Source organism: Alphaproteobacteria bacterium (assembly GCA_005883305.1).
GTDB lineage: Bacteria > Pseudomonadota > Alphaproteobacteria > Sphingomonadales > Sphingomonadaceae > Allosphingosinicella.
In genome coordinates, this window is sequence record VBAC01000002.1 from 356,709 (window position 1) to 372,500 (window position 15,792).

17 protein-coding genes and 1 pseudogene (1 of these 18 cut by a window edge) are annotated in these 15,792 nt (G+C 67.5%); 12 read left to right on the plus strand and 6 right to left on the minus strand.

Going from position 1 to position 15,792, the window contains the following annotated elements; translation table 11 throughout:
- Positions 1 to 72: 72 nt before the first annotated feature.
- From E6G92_14870 to E6G92_14900, 7 genes and pseudogenes are all read left to right on the plus strand, one after another.
- Positions 73 to 363 carry a type II toxin-antitoxin system RelE/ParE family toxin gene (locus E6G92_14870; GenBank protein ID TMJ17587.1) on the plus strand — a complete coding sequence of 97 codons (291 nt, stop codon included), beginning with the start codon at positions 73 to 75 and terminating at the stop codon, positions 361 to 363.
- A gap of 30 nt (positions 364 to 393) precedes the next feature.
- Complete coding sequence (locus tag E6G92_14875) at positions 394 to 738, plus strand: putative addiction module antidote protein (GenBank protein TMJ17588.1); 345 nt, start codon at positions 394 to 396, stop codon at positions 736 to 738.
- A gap of 63 nt (positions 739 to 801) precedes the next feature.
- Positions 802 to 1,974, plus strand: a complete 1,173-nt coding sequence (locus E6G92_14880; protein TMJ17589.1) for a GHKL domain-containing protein — start codon at positions 802 to 804, stop codon at positions 1,972 to 1,974.
- Complete coding sequence (locus tag E6G92_14885; GenBank protein ID TMJ17590.1) at positions 1,971 to 2,771, plus strand: response regulator transcription factor; 801 nt, start codon at positions 1,971 to 1,973, stop codon at positions 2,769 to 2,771. The genes E6G92_14880 and E6G92_14885 overlap by 4 nt, the downstream gene beginning before the upstream one ends.
- 8 nt (positions 2,772 to 2,779) lie before the next feature.
- On the plus strand, positions 2,780 to 3,049 hold the full coding sequence (locus tag E6G92_14890) for a hypothetical protein (protein TMJ17591.1): 270 nt from the start codon (positions 2,780 to 2,782) through the stop codon (positions 3,047 to 3,049).
- A 33-nt stretch (positions 3,050 to 3,082) separates the two neighbouring features.
- Positions 3,083 to 3,769, plus strand: coding sequence for a hypothetical protein (locus E6G92_14895; protein ID TMJ17592.1), 687 nt, complete (start codon positions 3,083 to 3,085; stop codon positions 3,767 to 3,769).
- Between the two features lie 37 nt (positions 3,770 to 3,806).
- A pseudogene (locus E6G92_14900) lies at positions 3,807 to 4,565 on the plus strand (isocitrate lyase/phosphoenolpyruvate mutase family protein).
- 15 nt (positions 4,566 to 4,580) lie between these two features.
- On the opposite strand, the gene E6G92_14905 reads toward E6G92_14900, so the two are convergent.
- Both E6G92_14905 and E6G92_14910 read right to left on the minus strand, forming a co-directional pair.
- On the minus strand, positions 4,581 to 5,822 hold the full coding sequence (locus tag E6G92_14905) for an ABC transporter permease (protein TMJ17593.1): 1,242 nt from the start codon (positions 5,820 to 5,822) through the stop codon (positions 4,581 to 4,583).
- Positions 5,819 to 6,769, minus strand: coding sequence for an ATP-binding cassette domain-containing protein (locus E6G92_14910; protein TMJ17594.1), 951 nt, complete (start codon positions 6,767 to 6,769; stop codon positions 5,819 to 5,821). Before E6G92_14910 ends, E6G92_14905 begins: the two co-directional genes overlap by 4 nt.
- A gap of 44 nt (positions 6,770 to 6,813) precedes the next feature.
- Here E6G92_14910 and queG point away from each other — a divergent pair, with 44 nt between their 5' ends.
- A complete protein-coding gene (gene queG / locus E6G92_14915) occupies positions 6,814 to 7,929 on the plus strand; it encodes a tRNA epoxyqueuosine(34) reductase QueG (protein TMJ17595.1) in 1,116 nt (371 codons plus the stop codon).
- Between the two features lie 69 nt (positions 7,930 to 7,998).
- On the opposite strand, the gene E6G92_14920 is transcribed toward queG, so the two are convergent.
- Positions 7,999 to 8,370 carry a hypothetical protein gene (locus tag E6G92_14920; protein TMJ17596.1) on the minus strand — a complete coding sequence of 124 codons (372 nt, stop codon included), beginning with the start codon at positions 8,368 to 8,370 and terminating at the stop codon, positions 7,999 to 8,001.
- Between the two features lie 93 nt (positions 8,371 to 8,463).
- Here E6G92_14920 and E6G92_14925 point away from each other — a divergent pair, with 93 nt between their 5' ends.
- Complete coding sequence (locus E6G92_14925; protein ID TMJ17597.1) at positions 8,464 to 8,877, plus strand: glyoxalase; 414 nt, start codon at positions 8,464 to 8,466, stop codon at positions 8,875 to 8,877.
- 151 nt (positions 8,878 to 9,028) lie between these two features.
- On the opposite strand, the gene E6G92_14930 is transcribed toward E6G92_14925, so the two are convergent.
- Together E6G92_14930 and E6G92_14935 are read right to left on the minus strand one after the other, a co-directional pair.
- Positions 9,029 to 9,520, minus strand: a complete 492-nt coding sequence (locus E6G92_14930; protein ID TMJ17598.1) for a flavin reductase family protein — start codon at positions 9,518 to 9,520, stop codon at positions 9,029 to 9,031.
- Positions 9,517 to 10,422: an arginase gene (locus tag E6G92_14935; GenBank protein TMJ17599.1), complete on the minus strand. Its 906-nt coding sequence runs from the start codon at positions 10,420 to 10,422 to the stop codon at positions 9,517 to 9,519. Before E6G92_14935 ends, E6G92_14930 begins: the two co-directional genes overlap by 4 nt.
- A gap of 12 nt (positions 10,423 to 10,434) precedes the next feature.
- Between E6G92_14935 and E6G92_14940 the strand changes: the two genes are divergently transcribed.
- The 3 genes from E6G92_14940 (at position 10,435) to hutH (ending at position 15,124) form a co-directional block, all read left to right on the plus strand.
- Positions 10,435 to 11,646, plus strand: a complete 1,212-nt coding sequence (locus E6G92_14940) for an imidazolonepropionase (GenBank protein TMJ17600.1) — start codon at positions 10,435 to 10,437, stop codon at positions 11,644 to 11,646.
- A 144-nt stretch (positions 11,647 to 11,790) separates the two neighbouring features.
- The gene (gene hutU, locus E6G92_14945) at positions 11,791 to 13,452 is read left to right on the plus strand and encodes a urocanate hydratase (protein TMJ17601.1); all 1,662 of its coding nucleotides are present in this window, start codon (positions 11,791 to 11,793) and stop codon (positions 13,450 to 13,452) included.
- Between the two features lie 115 nt (positions 13,453 to 13,567).
- Positions 13,568 to 15,124 carry a histidine ammonia-lyase gene (gene hutH, locus E6G92_14950; GenBank protein TMJ17602.1) on the plus strand — a complete coding sequence of 519 codons (1,557 nt, stop codon included), beginning with the start codon at positions 13,568 to 13,570 and terminating at the stop codon, positions 15,122 to 15,124.
- On the opposite strand, the gene E6G92_14955 is transcribed toward hutH, so the two are convergent.
- Positions 15,121 to 15,792, minus strand: partial view of a YIP1 family protein gene (locus tag E6G92_14955; GenBank protein ID TMJ17603.1) — the 3' portion only. It continues 93 nt past the right edge of the window; the window shows 672 of its 765 coding nt (coding positions 94-765); the start codon falls outside the window, past its right edge; its stop codon occupies positions 15,121 to 15,123. The two genes, hutH and E6G92_14955, sit on opposite strands and share 4 nt — an antisense overlap.

Consider the following 15,792-nt stretch of genomic DNA (forward strand, 5'->3'; position numbering starts at 1 on the left):
TTCCAACGGAGTCAAGGTAGGGAAGAAATCCACCTCATTGCGCATTCACGGCTTGTCGGTTATATCCGACAAATGTTCTCGGTCCTGCAAACTGAGACGTTCGAACGCTGGCTGGACGATTTGCGCGACCGAAAGGCTCGGGCGGCGATTAGAAATCGACTGTTGCAGATCGAGGGCGGTTTGCTCGGCGACATAAGGCCGCTGGGCGGAAAGGTGAGCGAGATACGGATCCATCAGGGCCCCGGCTACCGCCTTTACTTCACCAAGAAGGGCCTCTTCGTAATCGTCCTGCTCTGCGGCGGAGACAAGGGTTCACAAAGCCGGGACCTGAAGAAGGCAAAAGAAATGGCCGCCCAGGTCTAATGGCGGCACAATGCGACAGGAAGGACAGGCATGGCACTCAAGCTGACGCCCTTTGACGCTGCAAAATATATCGAAACCCTCGAGGACCAGGCGGATTTGCTCAATGACGCCTTCCAATCGGGCCATGCCGGATACATCGCGATGGCGCTGGGCGCCGTCGCGCGAGCCCGCGGCATGACCGAGCTGGCGGAGAAGACGGGACTGAACCGCCAGGCCCTGTACGAGGCGCTCTCCACGAACGGCAACCCCACGCTCGACACGATCCTGCGCGTGTCCGCTGCGCTAGGCTTTGGATTGCAGGCCATTCCCGCCAACGAAGATGGATCTTCACATGAAGACGCCCCGCCGAAAAAGCCCCGTCGAGCGAGAGCTTGAGAGGGGAGCCGGACGAGCACTGGCCCCCGCCGCCCTCCCCCGCTAGAGAGCCCTTCGGTAAACATGGCGAGCAACAGCGCAGTCCCGATCGCGGAGAATGTTCCGCTGCCGCAGGCGCCGAAGCGGCGAGGCTGGAAGCCCTTCGGCCTGCGCGAGCAACCCTTTTTCGAGGACAAGGACCGGGCCTTCTGGATCCTGCAATCGGCCGGCTGGGCGGGCTATTTCTTGCTCCGGATCCTGTCCCTTCTCTCCAACGTGCCGGGCGACAGGGTGTGGAGCTACGTCCTCCACACGGCGCTGCTGACCGCCACCGGCTATTCGATCACCCTCCTCATGGCCTCGGCCTTCCGCCGGCTGATCAAGATGAAGCCGGTCTACACCTGGGTCGGATCGATCATGCTCGTCGGAGTGGCCGCCGCCGGCTTCTCGGCGATCGAAACATGGAGCATCGCCACCTTCGTCAACTCCGAGGTCCGCCCCGAGGGCCTGCGCCTGCTCGGCGCGATCCTGTTCACCGTCTCGCTGCTGATCGCCTGGTCGGCGCTCTATTACAGCATCAACTTCTTCCTTCTGCTCGAGGAGCAGACGGACCGGCTGCTCCGGCTCGAAAGCCAGGCCTCCAACGCCCAGCTGGCGATGCTTCGCTACCAGCTCAACCCGCATTTCCTGTTCAACACGCTGAACTCGATCTCGACCCTGGTGCTTCTGAAGCAGACCGACCGCGCCAACGCGATGCTCTCACGCCTGTCCTCGTTTCTGCGCTATACGCTGGTCAACGAATCCACCGGCATGGTCACGGTGACTCAGGAGATCGAGACCCTGAAGCTCTATCTCGAGATCGAGAAGATGCGCTTCGAGGAGCGGCTGCGGACCCATTTCGACGTCGACAAATCGGCGATGCGCGCGCACCTTCCCTCGCTTCTGCTCCAGCCCCTGATCGAGAATGCGATCAAATATGCGGTGACCCCGCAGGAGGAGGGCGCGGACATTTCGGTCGAGGTGCGCCGCGACGCCGGCCGCGTGCTGATCAACGTTTCCGACACCGGGCCGGGCGCCGACGCCCAATATCAGGTGCGCGCCGCGCAATCGACCGGAGTCGGCCTGGCGAACATTCGCGACCGTCTGGCGCAGGCCTATGGCGACAACCACCGCTTCGAGACACAGTCGGACATCACAGGGGGCTTCCGCGTTTTCATCGAAATCCCGTATCAAATCGAAGCCGAGGAGCCGAAATGACCATCCGCACCATCCTGGTCGACGACGAGCCGCTGGCCATCCAGGGCCTTCAGCTTCGTCTCGAGAAGTTCGACGACGTCGACATCGTCGACACCTGCTCGAACGGGCGCGAGGCGATCAGGAGCATCAAGACCCACAAGCCGGATCTCGTCTTCCTCGACATCCAGATGCCGGGCTTCGACGGCTTCTCGGTGATCCAGGGGCTGATGGAGGTCGAGCCGCCCTTGTTCGTCTTCGTCACCGCTTATTCGGACCATGCGCTTCGCGCCTTCGAGGCCGACGCGGTCGACTATCTGATGAAGCCGGTCGATGAATCCCGCCTCGCCGACACGCTCGAGCGGGTCCGCGTCCGGCTCGCCGAGAAGCGCGGGGTCGAGGAGGTGGCGGCGCTCAAGGAGGTGCTGGCCGAGGTCGCCCCCGAGGCGGCGGAGAATGTCGACGGAGTCGAGGACGCGCACAGCTCGAACCGCTACGAGAAGATGATCAACATCAAGGATCGCGGCCAGATCTTCCGGGTCGACGTCGACAGCATCGAGAAGATCGACGCCGCCGGCGATTACATGTGCATCTACACCGGCGACAACACCTTGATCCTGCGCGAGACGATGAAGGACCTGGAAAAGCGCCTCGATCCGCGCCGCTTCCAGCGCGTCCACCGCTCGACTATCGTCAATCTCGACCAGGTGAAGCAGGTCAAGCCGCACACCAACGGCGAATGCTTCCTCGTGCTCGGATCGGGATCGCAAGTGAAGGTCAGCCGTTCCTATCGCGACGTGGTGGCGCGGTTCGTCCACTAGGAGGCGCGATGCTTTTCCTGTTGCTCATCCAGGCGGCGGCCCAGGCGCCGGACATCCAGCTCGACGCGCGGGTTCATGCCCGGGAGGTGCGGATCGAGCGGCGGGGAGAGGCCACCCTCCAGGTGACCGGCGGGCCCGGCAGCGACGTCCGCACCGTGAAGCCCGACACGCAGGGGCGGAACCGGCTGCGCAACGTGGACGTGGAGGTCCATGCCGAGGCGCGGATAGCCGACCCCGCGCAAAATCCCCCGGAGCCGGAAACCCCCGCTCCGCAATGACGTTACACCCCCCGTAAAAACAGGGAGTGTCACATGCGCCGTCCGAAGACCTCAGCCGCGCTCGCCGCGGCCGCAGCCGCCTTGATCGTCGCCACGCCAGCCGCAGCGCAGCAGCGCAATCGCGATGCGCAGGCGCCGTCCCAGCCTTCGCCGCTCGCCCAGCAGGCCATGGCCTCCGGGGACCAGCCCGACGTGCTGCTGGACGTGCCGAACCTTTCGGTCGAGCAGCTCACGATCGAGGTCAACAATCTCGACGCCAACCTCTCGCTCGACGCGCGGCTGGCCAACATCCTCCACCTGACAGCGGGCGCCAGCGCCCATATCGACAATGTGAAGATCGACATTCGCGGAGTCAGGGCGCAGGCGACGTTGATCGTCCGGCTCGACAATGTCCGGGCGATCATCGAGCGGACGCTGCAGACGCTCGACAACAACCCGCAGCTCGTGACCCAGCTGCTGTCCAGCGTCGACAATACGGTCAACACCGTCGGAGGAGTCGCCAACAATACGGTGAGGACGGTCGGCGGCGTGGCCGGCGGGCTGCTCCAGAACGGCCAGGTGCTCGACCTCGCCCGGGCGGGCCTGACCGAGGTCTCCCAGACGGTCAACACGGCCGGCCAGACGGTTCGGCGGGTGACCGACCGCAGCGGCAATTTGCTCGAGGTCGTGACCGACACGGCCAACCGGGTCGTCTCTTCGCGGCGGCTGCAGGGGCAATAGCTTCGGTATCGCGGCGCGGGGTGCTACACTCCGCGCCATGACCGCTTCCGACAAGGCCCGCGCCTTCGCCGCGCTACACGTGCCCGGCGATCCGGTGATTCTCTACAACATCTGGGACGCGGGCAGCGCGAAGGTGGTGGCGGAGGCGGGCGCCAAGGCGATCGCCACCGGCAGCCATCCGGTTGCCGACGCGAACGGCTTTCCCGACGGCCAGCAGATGCCGATCGCGCTCGTCCTCGCCAATGCGGAGCGCGTGGTGCGCGCCGTGGAGCTTCCGGTGACGGTCGATTTCGAGGGCGCCTATGCGGTCGAGCCCGAAGCGGCGGCGGCCAATGTTGCGCGGCTTGCGGAGACCGGCGCGGTCGGCTGCAATTTCGAGGATCAGGTGGTCGGGGGCGAAGGCCTTCATCCGATCGCGCTGCAGGCGGCGCGGATCCGCGCGATCCGTTCAGCGGTCGGGCCGGATTTTTTCATCAACGCGCGCACCGACCTGTTTTTAAAGGCCGGACTCGACAAGCATGACGAGGCCCTCGTCGATTAGGGGCTGGAGCGCGCCCGAGCCTTCGCCGATGCGGGCGCGAGCGGCGTCTTCGTGCCCCTGCTCGCCGATCTCGCCTTGCTCGAGCGCTTCTGCAGGGCCTCGCCGCTGCCGGTCAATTTCATCGCCTTCCCCGGCGCGCCGCCCAATGCCGAGGCGGCGGCCGCGGGCGTCGCGCGGATCAGCTACGGGCCCTATCCGCTGCGCCGGATGATGAAGGCGCTCGGCGACGCAGCGCGCGAGGCGTTCAGCGGCTGACGCCGACGCCGCGGCCTAGCGGGCTGCCTTGCGCTTCAGGAAGGCGAAGAAGGAGCCGCCCGAGGAGGACTTCAGCACGGTCCGGCGGAACAAGCGCGACGACACCCGGATGATCAGCACGACCCACAAAGCCTGCCACGCCAAAGCGAGCAGATGGGGCCAGAGGCTGGCCGACTGGGCGCCGAAAGCGACCATCGCCAGCGGCGAGCTGAACGGAACGAGATAGGCGGCCCAGGCAAGCGCTCCGCCCTCGCTGCTGACGACGTTCACCGCCAGCATGAACATCATGAGCTGCAGAAGCACCACCGGCATCGAGATGGTCTGGATCTCGCGCATCGTGCTCGCCTGAGCGCCGATGCCGAGCAGGAGCGCTCCGAGCACCATGAAGTTCATCGCATAATAAAGCAGGATCAGCACGATCCACAGCGGCCAGCCAATTGCCGGCGACACGTCCGGCATCTCCGCCCAGTTCGTCGCCAGCCCGAAATAGGTGTAGCCCAGTCCGGCCATGCCCGCCCACACGCCGATCCCGACCATGGAAGCGCCCAGCATGGCCAGCAACTTGCCGAGAAAGATCGAGTCGAGCGGAAGGGCGGCGGCCAGCACCTCGATGATCTTGTTCGATTTTTCTTCGACCAATGTCGAGAGCGACAGGGTTGCGAGCAGGATCGTCGCCATGAAGATCAAGGTCTGCCCGATCCTGGCGAGCAGGCGGCGAAGCATCTGGAGGTTGCCGGCCGCATTGGCGGTCACTTCCCGGGCGACCGGCGCTGCCGACGCCCGCGCGCCCGCCGCGTCGAGCGCCGCGCTTCGCCGCGCCTCGTCGACGACCAGCTGGAGCCGCCGCCCCGCGAAATCGTCGATCCTCGCCGGCCCCGTAAGCACGGGCGCATCGAGCGTTCCACTGAGGACGGCCGAATAGGATTCCTCCTGATCGGCGAGCAATGCGCGCGCCTGGACCCGGACATTCTGCGCCGGCCCCACCGTCCGGAGCTTTGGAAACGACATTTCGGAGGTCTGGGCCGCGAGCCTCGATCGCGCCGCATTGAGCGCGTCGGCCGTTGCGCTGTCGGTGACGAGCGCGACGACGGGCTGATTGGCGCCGCGCTCGGCCTGTTCCGAAGCTCCGGCGACGAAAAAGGAGAGGCCGAACATGATGACCGGCGCGAGCAGAAACAGAATGAAGCTTCGCGAATAGACGGTGGCGACGAAATCGCGCCTGGCGATAACCCAGGCGGCCTCGAACGGGCTCATCATGCCGCCTCTCCGAAATCTGCCTGGGCGCTTTGCTCCATCTCCCGCGCCGCGCTTTCGCCGGCGATCGCGACGAAAGCGTCGTGGAGGCCGCTGCGCTCGATCGAAAGCTCCTCGATTCCGGCCCCGCCGTCGAGCAGGGATCTGAGCAAGGGCTCGACGCCGCCCTTGGGGAGCTCGAACTGCCAGTGGCCGCCGCTCTCGCGCGCGTCGCGCGGCAGCGCCTGGCGCCACGGGCCGTCGGCATTGCGGGTCTTGAGCCGGACCTGCGGGCGGAGCCGGTCGCGGGCTTCCGAAACCAGCCCCTCGAAGCGGATCTTGCCGCCGGCGATGATCGCGATCCGCTCGCACAGGCGCTCGGCATGGTGGATGACGTGGGTCGAGAAGATCACCGTCGTGCCCGCCGCCGCCTCGTCGCGGATCAGGCTTTCGAGCCGGCCCTGGTTGATCGCGTCGAGGCCGGAGAAAGGCTCGTCGAGCACGACCAGCTTCGGCTTGTGGACGATCGTTCCGAACAGCTGGATCGTCTGCGCCATCCCCTTGGAAAGGCTCTTGATCGGCTTGTCGACATAGTCGCCGAGCCCGTTCTGCTCGAGCAGGATGGCGGCCCGCTTGCGCCCGACCTCGAGCGGCAGGCCGCGCAGAGCGCCCATGAAGGCGATCGCCTCGCGCGTGGCCATCGCCGGATAGAGGCCTCGCTCCTCGGGCAAATAGCCGACGATCGCCGCCGCCTCGAGCGGCCGCTCATGCCCCAGCAGGGTCCGCCGGCCGGCGTCGGGCTCGATGATCCCGAGCAGCATTCGAAGCGTGGTGGTTTTCCCGGCGCCGTTCGGCCCCAATATACCGTAGATGGCGCCCTGGGGGACGGCGAGGTCGATCCCGCTCACCGCCGCCTTGCCGTCGAAGGATTTGACGAGGCCTTTGGCCTCGATCGCTGGACCTGCTTGCACTTGACTTCATGTCCCCGAAGAGAACTGGTTCGTAACGGTAGAAGATGTTGACAGGCAAGACAAAGCTTCGCTCCGAATTCGAGGAGAAGGCGCGCGCGCTGGGCTTTTGCGCGTTCGGCGTGGCCCGCGCCGACTCCGCGCCGCTGACCGCCGAGCGGCTGCGCGCCTGGCTTGAATCGGGCGCCCACGGCGACATGATCTGGATGGAGGAGAGCGCGGAGCGGCGCGGCTCGCCGGCCGGCTTGTGGCCCGAAGCGAAGAGCGTGATCGCGCTTGGCATGAGCTATGCGCCGCAGGGCGATCCGCTGGCGCTCGCCGCCGCTGCGGACCGGGGGCGGATCTCCGTCTACGCCCAGGGCTCGGACTATCATGACCTGATCAAGAAGGCGCTGAAGGCGCTGGCGCGCTGGCTGGTCGATCAATCCGGCTGTGACCTAAAGGTCTTCGTCGACACCGCGCCGGTAATGGAAAAGCCGCTCGCCGAAGCGGCGGGGCTGGGCTGGCAGGGCAAGCACACCAACCTGGTCAGCCGCGCCGACGGCAGCTGGCTGTTTCTCGGCGCGATCTACACCACCCTGGAGCTGGGCGAGGACCTGCCGCCGGACGCGCCCCACGCGCCGCGCTGCGGCTCGTGCCGGGCGTGCCTCGATGCCTGTCCGACCAACGCCTTTCCGGCGCCCTTCCAGCTCGATGCGCGGCGCTGCATCTCCTACCTGACGATCGAGCATAAGGGGCCGATCCCGGAGGAATTCCGGGCCGCGATGGGCAACCGGATCTACGGCTGCGACGATTGCCTGGCCGTCTGCCCCTGGAACCGCTTCGCCGACGCCGCCCGGGCGAACCGGGCCTTCCTGCCCCGCGCCGAACTCGCCGCCCCCGCGCTCGCCGACCTTCTCCAGCTCGACGATTCCGGCTTCCGCCGGGTCTTCGCGGGCTCTCCGATCAAGCGGATCGGGCGGAACCGGATGGTGCGCAACGCGGCGATCGCCGCGGGGAATAGCGGGCTCCCCGAGCTGGCGCCGATCCTGGAGCGGCTCGTCAAGGACGAGGACGAAGTGGTGGCCGAAGCGGCGCGCTGGGCGCTGGGCCGTCTGGGACAATCCTCCCCTGCATTTGCAGGGGAGGGGGACCATGCGCAGCATGGTGGAGGGGCTTTTTGAGCAAAGAAGGCCCCTCCACCGCTCTTCGAGCGGTCCCCCTCCCCTCGACATCGAGGGGAGGATTCAGCCTCACCGCGCCTGCGGCCGGCGGTTGAGCGCGGCGACGCAGGACGCGCGGTCCATATCGCGCCCGTCGGGCAGCCGGGCGTCGACATGGGTCACGACCGGCTCCGCTCCAGCGCGGGGCGGATAGAGATAGGCGTCGAGCACGCAGACGGGCCCGAGGAACTGGAGCTTGCGCGCCGGCCCTTCGCGGGCGTCGAGGTCGGCGGGGCCGAACTCGGCGATCAGGGCGCGCGCGTTGGCGCCCATCACGCCTTCCAGCCCGAGCGCGCTGTAGGTGGGTGCCACCGGTTCGGCCGGCGGCGCGGTGGTCGGAGTCGCGCAGGCGGCGAGGAGGGCGGTGAGTGCGATCGCCGCGAACAGGGACCTGGCTTGCATCGCGCCCACGGAATCACGTTCCGCGCGGCTCGGCAAGCGGCAAAACGCCCGACGTGCCTCCCCTCGCGCCAGGAAGCGCGCTAGAAGCGCCGTATGCCGCCCTTCCACCTCGCCTTCCCCGTCCACGACCTCGCCGCCGCCCGCGCCTTCTACGGCGGCCTGCTCGGCTGCCCGGAGGGGCGCAGCTCGGACGAATGGATCGACTTCAACTTCTTCGGCCACCAAATCGTCGCCCATCTCGTGCCGGGGACGGTCGGCGAGCGGGCAAGCAATGCGGTCGACGGCCACGACGTGCCGGTGCCGCATTTCGGCGCTGTGCTTGGGATGGCCGAATGGGAGGCGCTGGCGGAGCGGCTCGAAGCGGCGGGCGTCGATTTCGCCATGGCGCCGACGGTGCGCTTCCGCGGTCAGCCGGGAGAACAGGCGACGATGTTCTTCAAGGATCCCAGCGGCAACGCGCTGGAGATCAAGGCGATGGCCGACCCCGAAAACCTGTTCGCCCGCTAGAGCATGAGCGTTTGACGGCCTCGCTCCGCTCATCCTGAGGAGCCGCTGAGCGAAGTCGAAGCGGCGTCTCGAAGGACGGTCCTTCGAGACGGGCCCTCGACAAGCTCGGTCCCTCCTCAGGATGAGCGGCTCAACATAAGCCGATCATGTCCTAGTCCGCGCAACCGCCGAACTTGCCGTCGAGATAGACGAGTGGTGCGACTTCCTCGCGCATCACCACCTCCTCGACCACGCCGATGAAGATCGAATGGGTGCCGAAGCGGTGATGGTCGATCCGCCGGCAGAGGATCGAGGCCTGGGCGTTCCTGAGCCGCGGCGGAGTCACGCAATCATTGTCCCAGCCGCGCACGAAGCGCTGAGCCTCCAGCCGCCGGTCGGCGAAGATCGTCGCCACCTCGGCCTGGTCGCGGTGCAGGACGTTGACGTTGAAGTGAACCACGTTCTCGATCTTGGGGTGGACCGAGGCCGCCTGGTTGACGCAGACGAGAAGGCTCGGCGGGTCCATCGAAACGACCGAGACCGCGGTGGCGGTGATTCCCAGCGGCTTGCCATCGACGCAGATCGAGATGACGTTCACCGTCGCGGCGACCCGGCGCATCGCCTGCTTGAACGCCTCGACAAGGGCGGGCTCGGTCTCGTTCATCGGGCGCGCGCCTTGAAGCCGGCGAGGATCTCGCAGACCCAGCGGCCCGCGGTCAAGGCGCTGATGTCCGAAAGGTCGAGGCTCGGGTCGAACTCGGTGAGGTCGACCAGGCGCACCCGGGGTTCGGCGGCGAGGCGCCTCGCGAAGTCGAAGAACATCCGAACCGGCATTCCGCCCGGGCGGGCGCCGGGAGCGCCGGGAAGCTGGGCGCGGTCGATCACGTCGATGTCGAAATCGACGGCGATGGCCTCGACATGGGCGAGCCGCTCCCAGACGGAGTCGAGGAGCATCAGCCCGTCCTCGATGCATTGGTGGATTGTGAAGGTGCTTGCCTCCGCGGCGAGCGCGTCGTCGTGCATCTTCTTGGTATTGGCGAAGGGGGCGAGGCCGATCTGGACGAGGTTGCGCCCGGGCAGCCCATCCTCGAGCAGGCAGCGCACCGGATTGCCGTTCATCGGCCCGCGATCGGTGTCGCGCATGTCGAAATGGGCGTCGAGGGTGATCAGGCCGACCTGGCTCAGCGGCAGGCCGAGGCCGCGGACGGCCGGGCGGGTCACCGCATTGTTGCCGCCGAGCAGGATGGTGAGCGCGTGCGACGCGGTCGCGCCGAGCACGGCGTTGCGGATCGGATCGAATCCATCCGAGGGCGAGACGCCGCGGACGGGCACCTCGCCCAGGTCGCGGACGGCGAGGTCGAGCTCGTCACCGGTCTCCAGATCGTAGGTGCTGAACCGCCTCAGCGTCCGCCGCACGATTTCCGGCGCGAGATCGCAGCGGCCCGGCGTGACCGACCCCTTCTCCATTGGCGCGCCTAGCAGGGCGATCGGCGCGCCCGGATCGTCGGTCAGAAGGTCGGCGACGGATTTCCAGCTCATCCTTTGCTCATATACGCGCCCTCGCATAGAAGGCGAGCCATGTGGGACAGGCTACTGGTCGACTGCAACATCGCGACGATGGACCCGGCGGTCGCGGGGCCGTTCGGGGCGATCGAGAACGGCGCGATCGGAATGGCCGACGGGCGGATCGTCCGCGTCGGCCGGCGCACCGAGCTCGCCGGCTATCAGGCGAAGCGCGTCGAGACCCTGAAAGGCGCGTGGATCACGCCGGGCCTGGTCGATTGCCACACGCACCTGGTGTTCGGCGGCGACCGGGCGGGCGAGTTCGAGCAAAGGCTGGAGGGCGCGACCTACGAGGAGATCGCCCGCGCCGGCGGCGGCATCGCCTCGACGGTGAAGGCGACCCGCGCGGCAAGTCTGGAGGAACTGGTCGAAGCTTCGCGGCCGCGCCTCAGGGCGCTGATGGCGGGGGGCGTGACCACGGTCGAGATCAAGTCGGGCTACGGCCTCGACATCGAGACCGAGCTCAAGATGCTGAAGGCCGCCAAGGCCCTCGGCGAGAGCGAGACGGTGCGCGTAGAGCGGACGTTGCTCGCGCTCCACGCCTTGCCGCCCGAGCTTGCCGACCGGCGCGCGGAGTTCGTGCAGCTGGCGATCCAGTCTATCCTGCCCGCCGCGGCGGCGCAGGGCCTGGCGAGCGCGGTCGATGCCTATTGCGAGACGATCGGCTTCACCCCCGATGAGGTCGCCAGCCTGTTCGAAGCGGCGAAGGCCCACGGCCTTGCCGTCAAGCTCCATGCCGAGCAGCTCTCCAACCTCCACGGCGCCGCGCTCGCCGCCGAATATGGCGCGCTTTCGGCCGACCATGTCGAATATCTCGACGAGGACGGGGTGAAGGCGATGGCGCAGGCCGGAACGGTGGCCGTGCTGCTGCCCGGGGCCTTCTATGCACTGAGGGAGACGAGGAAGCCGCCGGTCGATCTCTTCCGCAAGCACGGGGTGCCGATGGCGGTGGCGACCGACTGCAACCCGGGCACCTCGCCGACCCTGTCGCCGACCCTGATGCTGTCGATGGCGTGCACCCTCTTCGACCTCACGCCCGAGGAGGCTCTGGCCGGGATGACCCGCGTCGGCGCGCAGGCGCTGGGCCTTCAGGACGAGACCGGCACGATCAGCGCCGGCAAGGCCGCGGACCTTTGCATCTGGCGCATCGGCCGGCCCGCGGAGCTTTGCTACTGGATCGGGATGCCGGGGCCGGAGCGAAGGATCGTGGCGGGGGAGGATGCATGAGCATCCTCGCCGCTCGCCGGCCCATCCCCGTTCGTGTCGAGCGAAGTCGAGACACCATTTCGAGCGGAGCCGAGAAATGAAGAGCCTCGGCTTCGCTCGGCGGGGTCCCTCGACTTCGCTCGGGACGAACGGATAGGAGGGGGCATGCATTCCAGACGCGACAACAGCCGGCACATCGCCGCCCCCACCGGCACCGCCCTCTCGTGCAGGAGCTGGACGACCGAGGCGGCGATGCGGATGCTGATGAACAACCTCGATGCGCATGTCGCCGAGGCGCCCGAAGAACTGGTCGTCTATGGCGGGATCGGCCGGGCGGCGCGGGACTGGGAGAGCTATGACGCGATCGTCGCGGCGCTGAAGCGGCTCGAGGAAAACGAGACCCTGCTCGTCCAGTCGGGCAAGCCGGTCGGCGTGTTCCTCACCCACGCCGACGCGCCGCGCGTGCTGATCGCCAATTCTAACCTCGTGCCGCACTGGGCGGACTGGGACCATTTCAACGAATTGGATCGCAAGGGGCTGATGATGTACGGCCAGATGACGGCCGGATCGTGGATCTACATCGGGACCCAAGGCATCGTTCAGGGCACCTACGAGACCTTCGCCGAGATGGGCCGCCAGCATTATGACGGCGACCTTCGCGGCCGCTGGATCCTGACCGCGGGCCTGGGCGGCATGGGCGGCGCTCAGCCGCTCGCGGCGGTGATGGCCGGCGCGCACTGCATCGCCATCGAATGCCAGAAGAGCCGGATCGAGAAGCGGCTCGAAACCCGCTATCTCGACAAGCGCGCGACGAGCATCGACGAGGCGCTCGACATGCTGCGCGAGAGCCCGGTGCCGATCTCGGTCGGCCTGCTCGGCAACGCGGCGGAGATCCTGCCCGAGATGGTCAAGCGCGGGATCAGGCCCGACGCGCTGACCGACCAGACCTCGGCCCACGATCCCGTCAACGGCTATCTCCCGATCGGCTGGACGGTCGAGCAGTGGATCGAGGGCCGCGAGCGCGATCCCAAGGCGGTCGAGAAGGCCGCGCGCGCCTCGATGGCGGTGCATGTCGAGGCGATGCTCGCCTACAGGGACATGGGCGTGCCGACCTTCGATTACGGCAACAACATCCGCCAGGTCGCCAAGGACGAGGGCGTCGCTCGGGCGTTCGATTTCCCGGGCTTCGTCCCGGCCTATGTCCGCCCGCTCTTCTGCCGCGGCGTGGGGCCGTTCCGCTGGGCGGCGCTGTCGGGCGATCCGGAGGACATCTACAGGACCGACGCCAAGGTGAAGGAACTGATCCCCGACGATCCGCACCTCCACCGCTGGCTCGACATGGCGCGCGAGCGGATCGCCTTTCAGGGGCTGCCGGCGCGGATCTGCTGGGTCGGCCTGGGGCAGCGCCACCGGCTCGGCCTCGCTTTCAATGCGATGGTGGCGAGCGGCGAATTGAAGGCGCCGGTGGTGATCGGCCGCGACCATCTCGACAGCGGCTCGGTCGCAAGCCCCAATCGCGAGACCGAGGCGATGCGGGACGGATCGGATGCGGTGTCCGACTGGCCCTTGCTCAATGCGCTGCTCAACACCGCGTCGGGCGCGACCTGGGTCTCGCTCCACCATGGCGGCGGGGTCGGCATGGGCTATTCGCAGCACGCCGGAATGGTCATCGTCGCCGACGGCACGCCGGAAGCGGCACGGCGGCTGGAGCGGGTGCTGTGGAACGACCCCGGCACGGGGGTGATGCGCCACGCCGACGCGGGCTACGAGGACGCAATCGAATGCGCGCGCGAACAGGGGCTCGATCTGCCGATGGTGGGACGGTGAGGAGCGAGCGCCGCAGCCCTTCCCCCCTTGTGGGGGAAGGATACGGAGCCTTAGCGGCTCTGCCGCTTAGGCGGAGTTGGACGGGGGGTGCGGCGCGTGGCGCCGCGCGCTCGCCATGCGAGCGCACCCCCACCCCATCCCCTCCCCACAAGGGGGAGGGGCTGTGATCGTTCTCACCCCCGGCGTCGTCACCCTCGCCGATCTTCGCGCAGTCTGGAGCGGCGCGCCGGTATCGCTGCATGGCGACGCCTGGGCGGCGATCGACGCGGCGGCGGAGAATGTCGGCCGAATCGTCGCCGGAGGCCGCACGGTCTACGGCGTCAACACCGGCTTCGGCCTGCTCGCGCAGACGCGCATTCCCGACGACCGGCTGGCCGAGCTGCAGACCAATCTGATCCTGTCGCACAGCTGCGGCCTCGGCGATCCACTCGATTCGCGTATCGTGCGGCTGGCGATGGTGCTGAAGGCGATCGGCCTCGGGCGCGGCCATAGCGGCGTGCGCCGCCTGGTGGTCGAGCGGATCTTGAAGCTCGTCGCGGCGGACGCCCTGCCGGTCATCCCGAGCCAGGGATCGGTCGGCGCGTCCGGCGACCTCGCCCCGCTCGCCCACATGAGCGCCGCGATGCTCGGCGAAGGCGACATCGCGCTTGCCGGCGAGACTCTGCCGGCGGCCGAGGCGCTGGCCAGGCTCGGTCTCAAACCGCTCGCGCTCGGGCCGAAGGAAGGACTGGCGCTGATTAACGGGACTCAGGTCTCGACCGCGATCGCGCTCGACGCGCTGTTCACCGCCGAGCGCCTGTTCGCCTCCGCCCTGGTCGCTGGGGCGATGTCGACCGACGCCTTCAAGGGCACCGACGCCGCCTTCGATCCGCGTATCCACGAAGCGCGCGGCCAGCCCGGGCAGATCGCCGTCGCCGCAGCGCTCCGCGCGCTGCTCGAGAACAGCGCCATCCGCCACAGCCACGACGATTGCGACCGGGTGCAGGACCCCTACAGCTTCCGCTGCCAGCCGCAGGTGATGGGCGCGGCGCTAGATCTCGTCCGCAACGCTTCGCGGACGCTCGAGATCGAGGCCAATGCGGTCAGCGACAATCCGCTGCTGTTCGGCGAGACCGCCTTGTCGGGCGGCAATTTCCACGCCCAGCCGGTCGCCTTCGCCGCCGACATCCTAGCCATGGCCGCCTGCGAGATCGGATCGATCTCCGAGCGGCGGACGGCGGTTCTGGTCGATCCCAAGATGAGCGGGCTGCCTGCCTTCCTGATCGCCGACAGCGGAGTCAATTCCGGCTTCATGATCCTCCACGTCACCGCCGCGGCTCTGGTCTCGGAGAATAAGAGCCTGGCCTTCCCGGCCAGCGTCGACACGATCCCGACCTCGGCGGGACAGGAGGACCATGTCTCGATGGCGACGCACGGCGCGCTCAAGGCGCGGCGGATCGTGGACAATGCGGCGGGGGTGATCGGGGTGGAGTTGCTGGCCGCGGCGCAGGGGATCGACTTCCACGCGCCGCTGGAGACCTCGCCGCCGTTGCAGGCGGCGCACGCGGCGATCCGCGCCTCGGTGCCGTTTCACGAGAAGGACCGCTATCTCGCGCCCGATATCGCCTGGGCGAAGCGGGCGGTGCTGGACGGCGCCCTGTCGAGCGCCGTCCAGGCGGAATTGTTCGCTTAATAGCGTATCGTCGGGACCGGCATGGCGGCGGCGAAGAAGGTCATCACCAGCATGGCGACGATGTAGGCCATGACGAAATAGAGCACGATGTTCACGACGATGATGACGATCGTGTACCCCAAGGCCTTGTCCTGGCCGACCCGCATCAAGACGGGCAAGCCGAGATAAAGAAGGTAGAATCCGTAGAGCATGACGATCAGGCCGAGCCATGCCAGCATCGGGATGAGCCCGAAAATGCCGCCTACCATTCCAGCCGTCCACGAATAAGCGACGACTTTCAAGGCCTTCACCTGGTCCTGGGTCCCACCGAAGGTCGGCGCCAGGGCGTTGGTGATCAGCGCACAGACGTATATGAGGGCGAGCGTCATGATGTAGCTGAAGACGGCGGTGCCGATCGAATAGCCGATCGACGGCTTCCAGCTCATGCCGAACAGGCTGATTCCGAAGACCTGCTGGCCGATCACCGACGCGATCGGGCCGATCGCCGCCAGGATCATCACATATCCCGTGAAGATGCTCGCCACTGTGGCGGGTTCGGCATCGATCCGCGGCCACTCGGTTTTCGGGGTCATCAGAATGTTCTTCACCCGGTCGGGCAGGGAAGCTGGCGCTCCCGGCATACCGCCCGGCGGTGGCGTCACGGGTCCGTCTGTCATGTCTTTCCTCCC

Bases quoted from the DNA above. Each gene is read 5' to 3' on its own strand.
- E6G92_14870 (TMJ17587.1), top strand. From the start codon at position 73: ATGTTCTCGGTCCTGCAAACTGAGACGTTCGAACGCTGGCTGGACGAT.
- E6G92_14875 (TMJ17588.1), top strand. From the start codon at position 394: ATGGCACTCAAGCTGACGCCCTTTGACGCTGCAAAATATATCGAAACC.
- E6G92_14880 (TMJ17589.1), top strand. From the start codon at position 802: ATGGCGAGCAACAGCGCAGTCCCGATCGCGGAGAATGTTCCGCTGCCG.
- E6G92_14885 (TMJ17590.1), top strand. From the start codon at position 1,971: ATGACCATCCGCACCATCCTGGTCGACGACGAGCCGCTGGCCATCCAG.
- E6G92_14890 (TMJ17591.1), top strand. From the start codon at position 2,780: ATGCTTTTCCTGTTGCTCATCCAGGCGGCGGCCCAGGCGCCGGACATC.
- E6G92_14895 (TMJ17592.1), top strand. From the start codon at position 3,083: ATGCGCCGTCCGAAGACCTCAGCCGCGCTCGCCGCGGCCGCAGCCGCC.
- E6G92_14905 (TMJ17593.1), bottom strand. From the start codon at position 5,822: ATGATGAGCCCGTTCGAGGCCGCCTGGGTTATCGCCAGGCGCGATTTC.
- queG (TMJ17595.1), top strand. From the start codon at position 6,814: ATGTTGACAGGCAAGACAAAGCTTCGCTCCGAATTCGAGGAGAAGGCG.
- E6G92_14920 (TMJ17596.1), bottom strand. From the start codon at position 8,370: ATGCAAGCCAGGTCCCTGTTCGCGGCGATCGCACTCACCGCCCTCCTC.
- E6G92_14925 (TMJ17597.1), top strand. From the start codon at position 8,464: ATGCCGCCCTTCCACCTCGCCTTCCCCGTCCACGACCTCGCCGCCGCC.
- E6G92_14930 (TMJ17598.1), bottom strand. From the start codon at position 9,520: ATGAACGAGACCGAGCCCGCCCTTGTCGAGGCGTTCAAGCAGGCGATG.
- E6G92_14935 (TMJ17599.1), bottom strand. From the start codon at position 10,422: ATGCGAGGGCGCGTATATGAGCAAAGGATGAGCTGGAAATCCGTCGCC.
- E6G92_14940 (TMJ17600.1), top strand. From the start codon at position 10,435: ATGTGGGACAGGCTACTGGTCGACTGCAACATCGCGACGATGGACCCG.
- hutU (TMJ17601.1), top strand. From the start codon at position 11,791: ATGCATTCCAGACGCGACAACAGCCGGCACATCGCCGCCCCCACCGGC.
- hutH (TMJ17602.1), top strand. From the start codon at position 13,568: ATGCGAGCGCACCCCCACCCCATCCCCTCCCCACAAGGGGGAGGGGCT.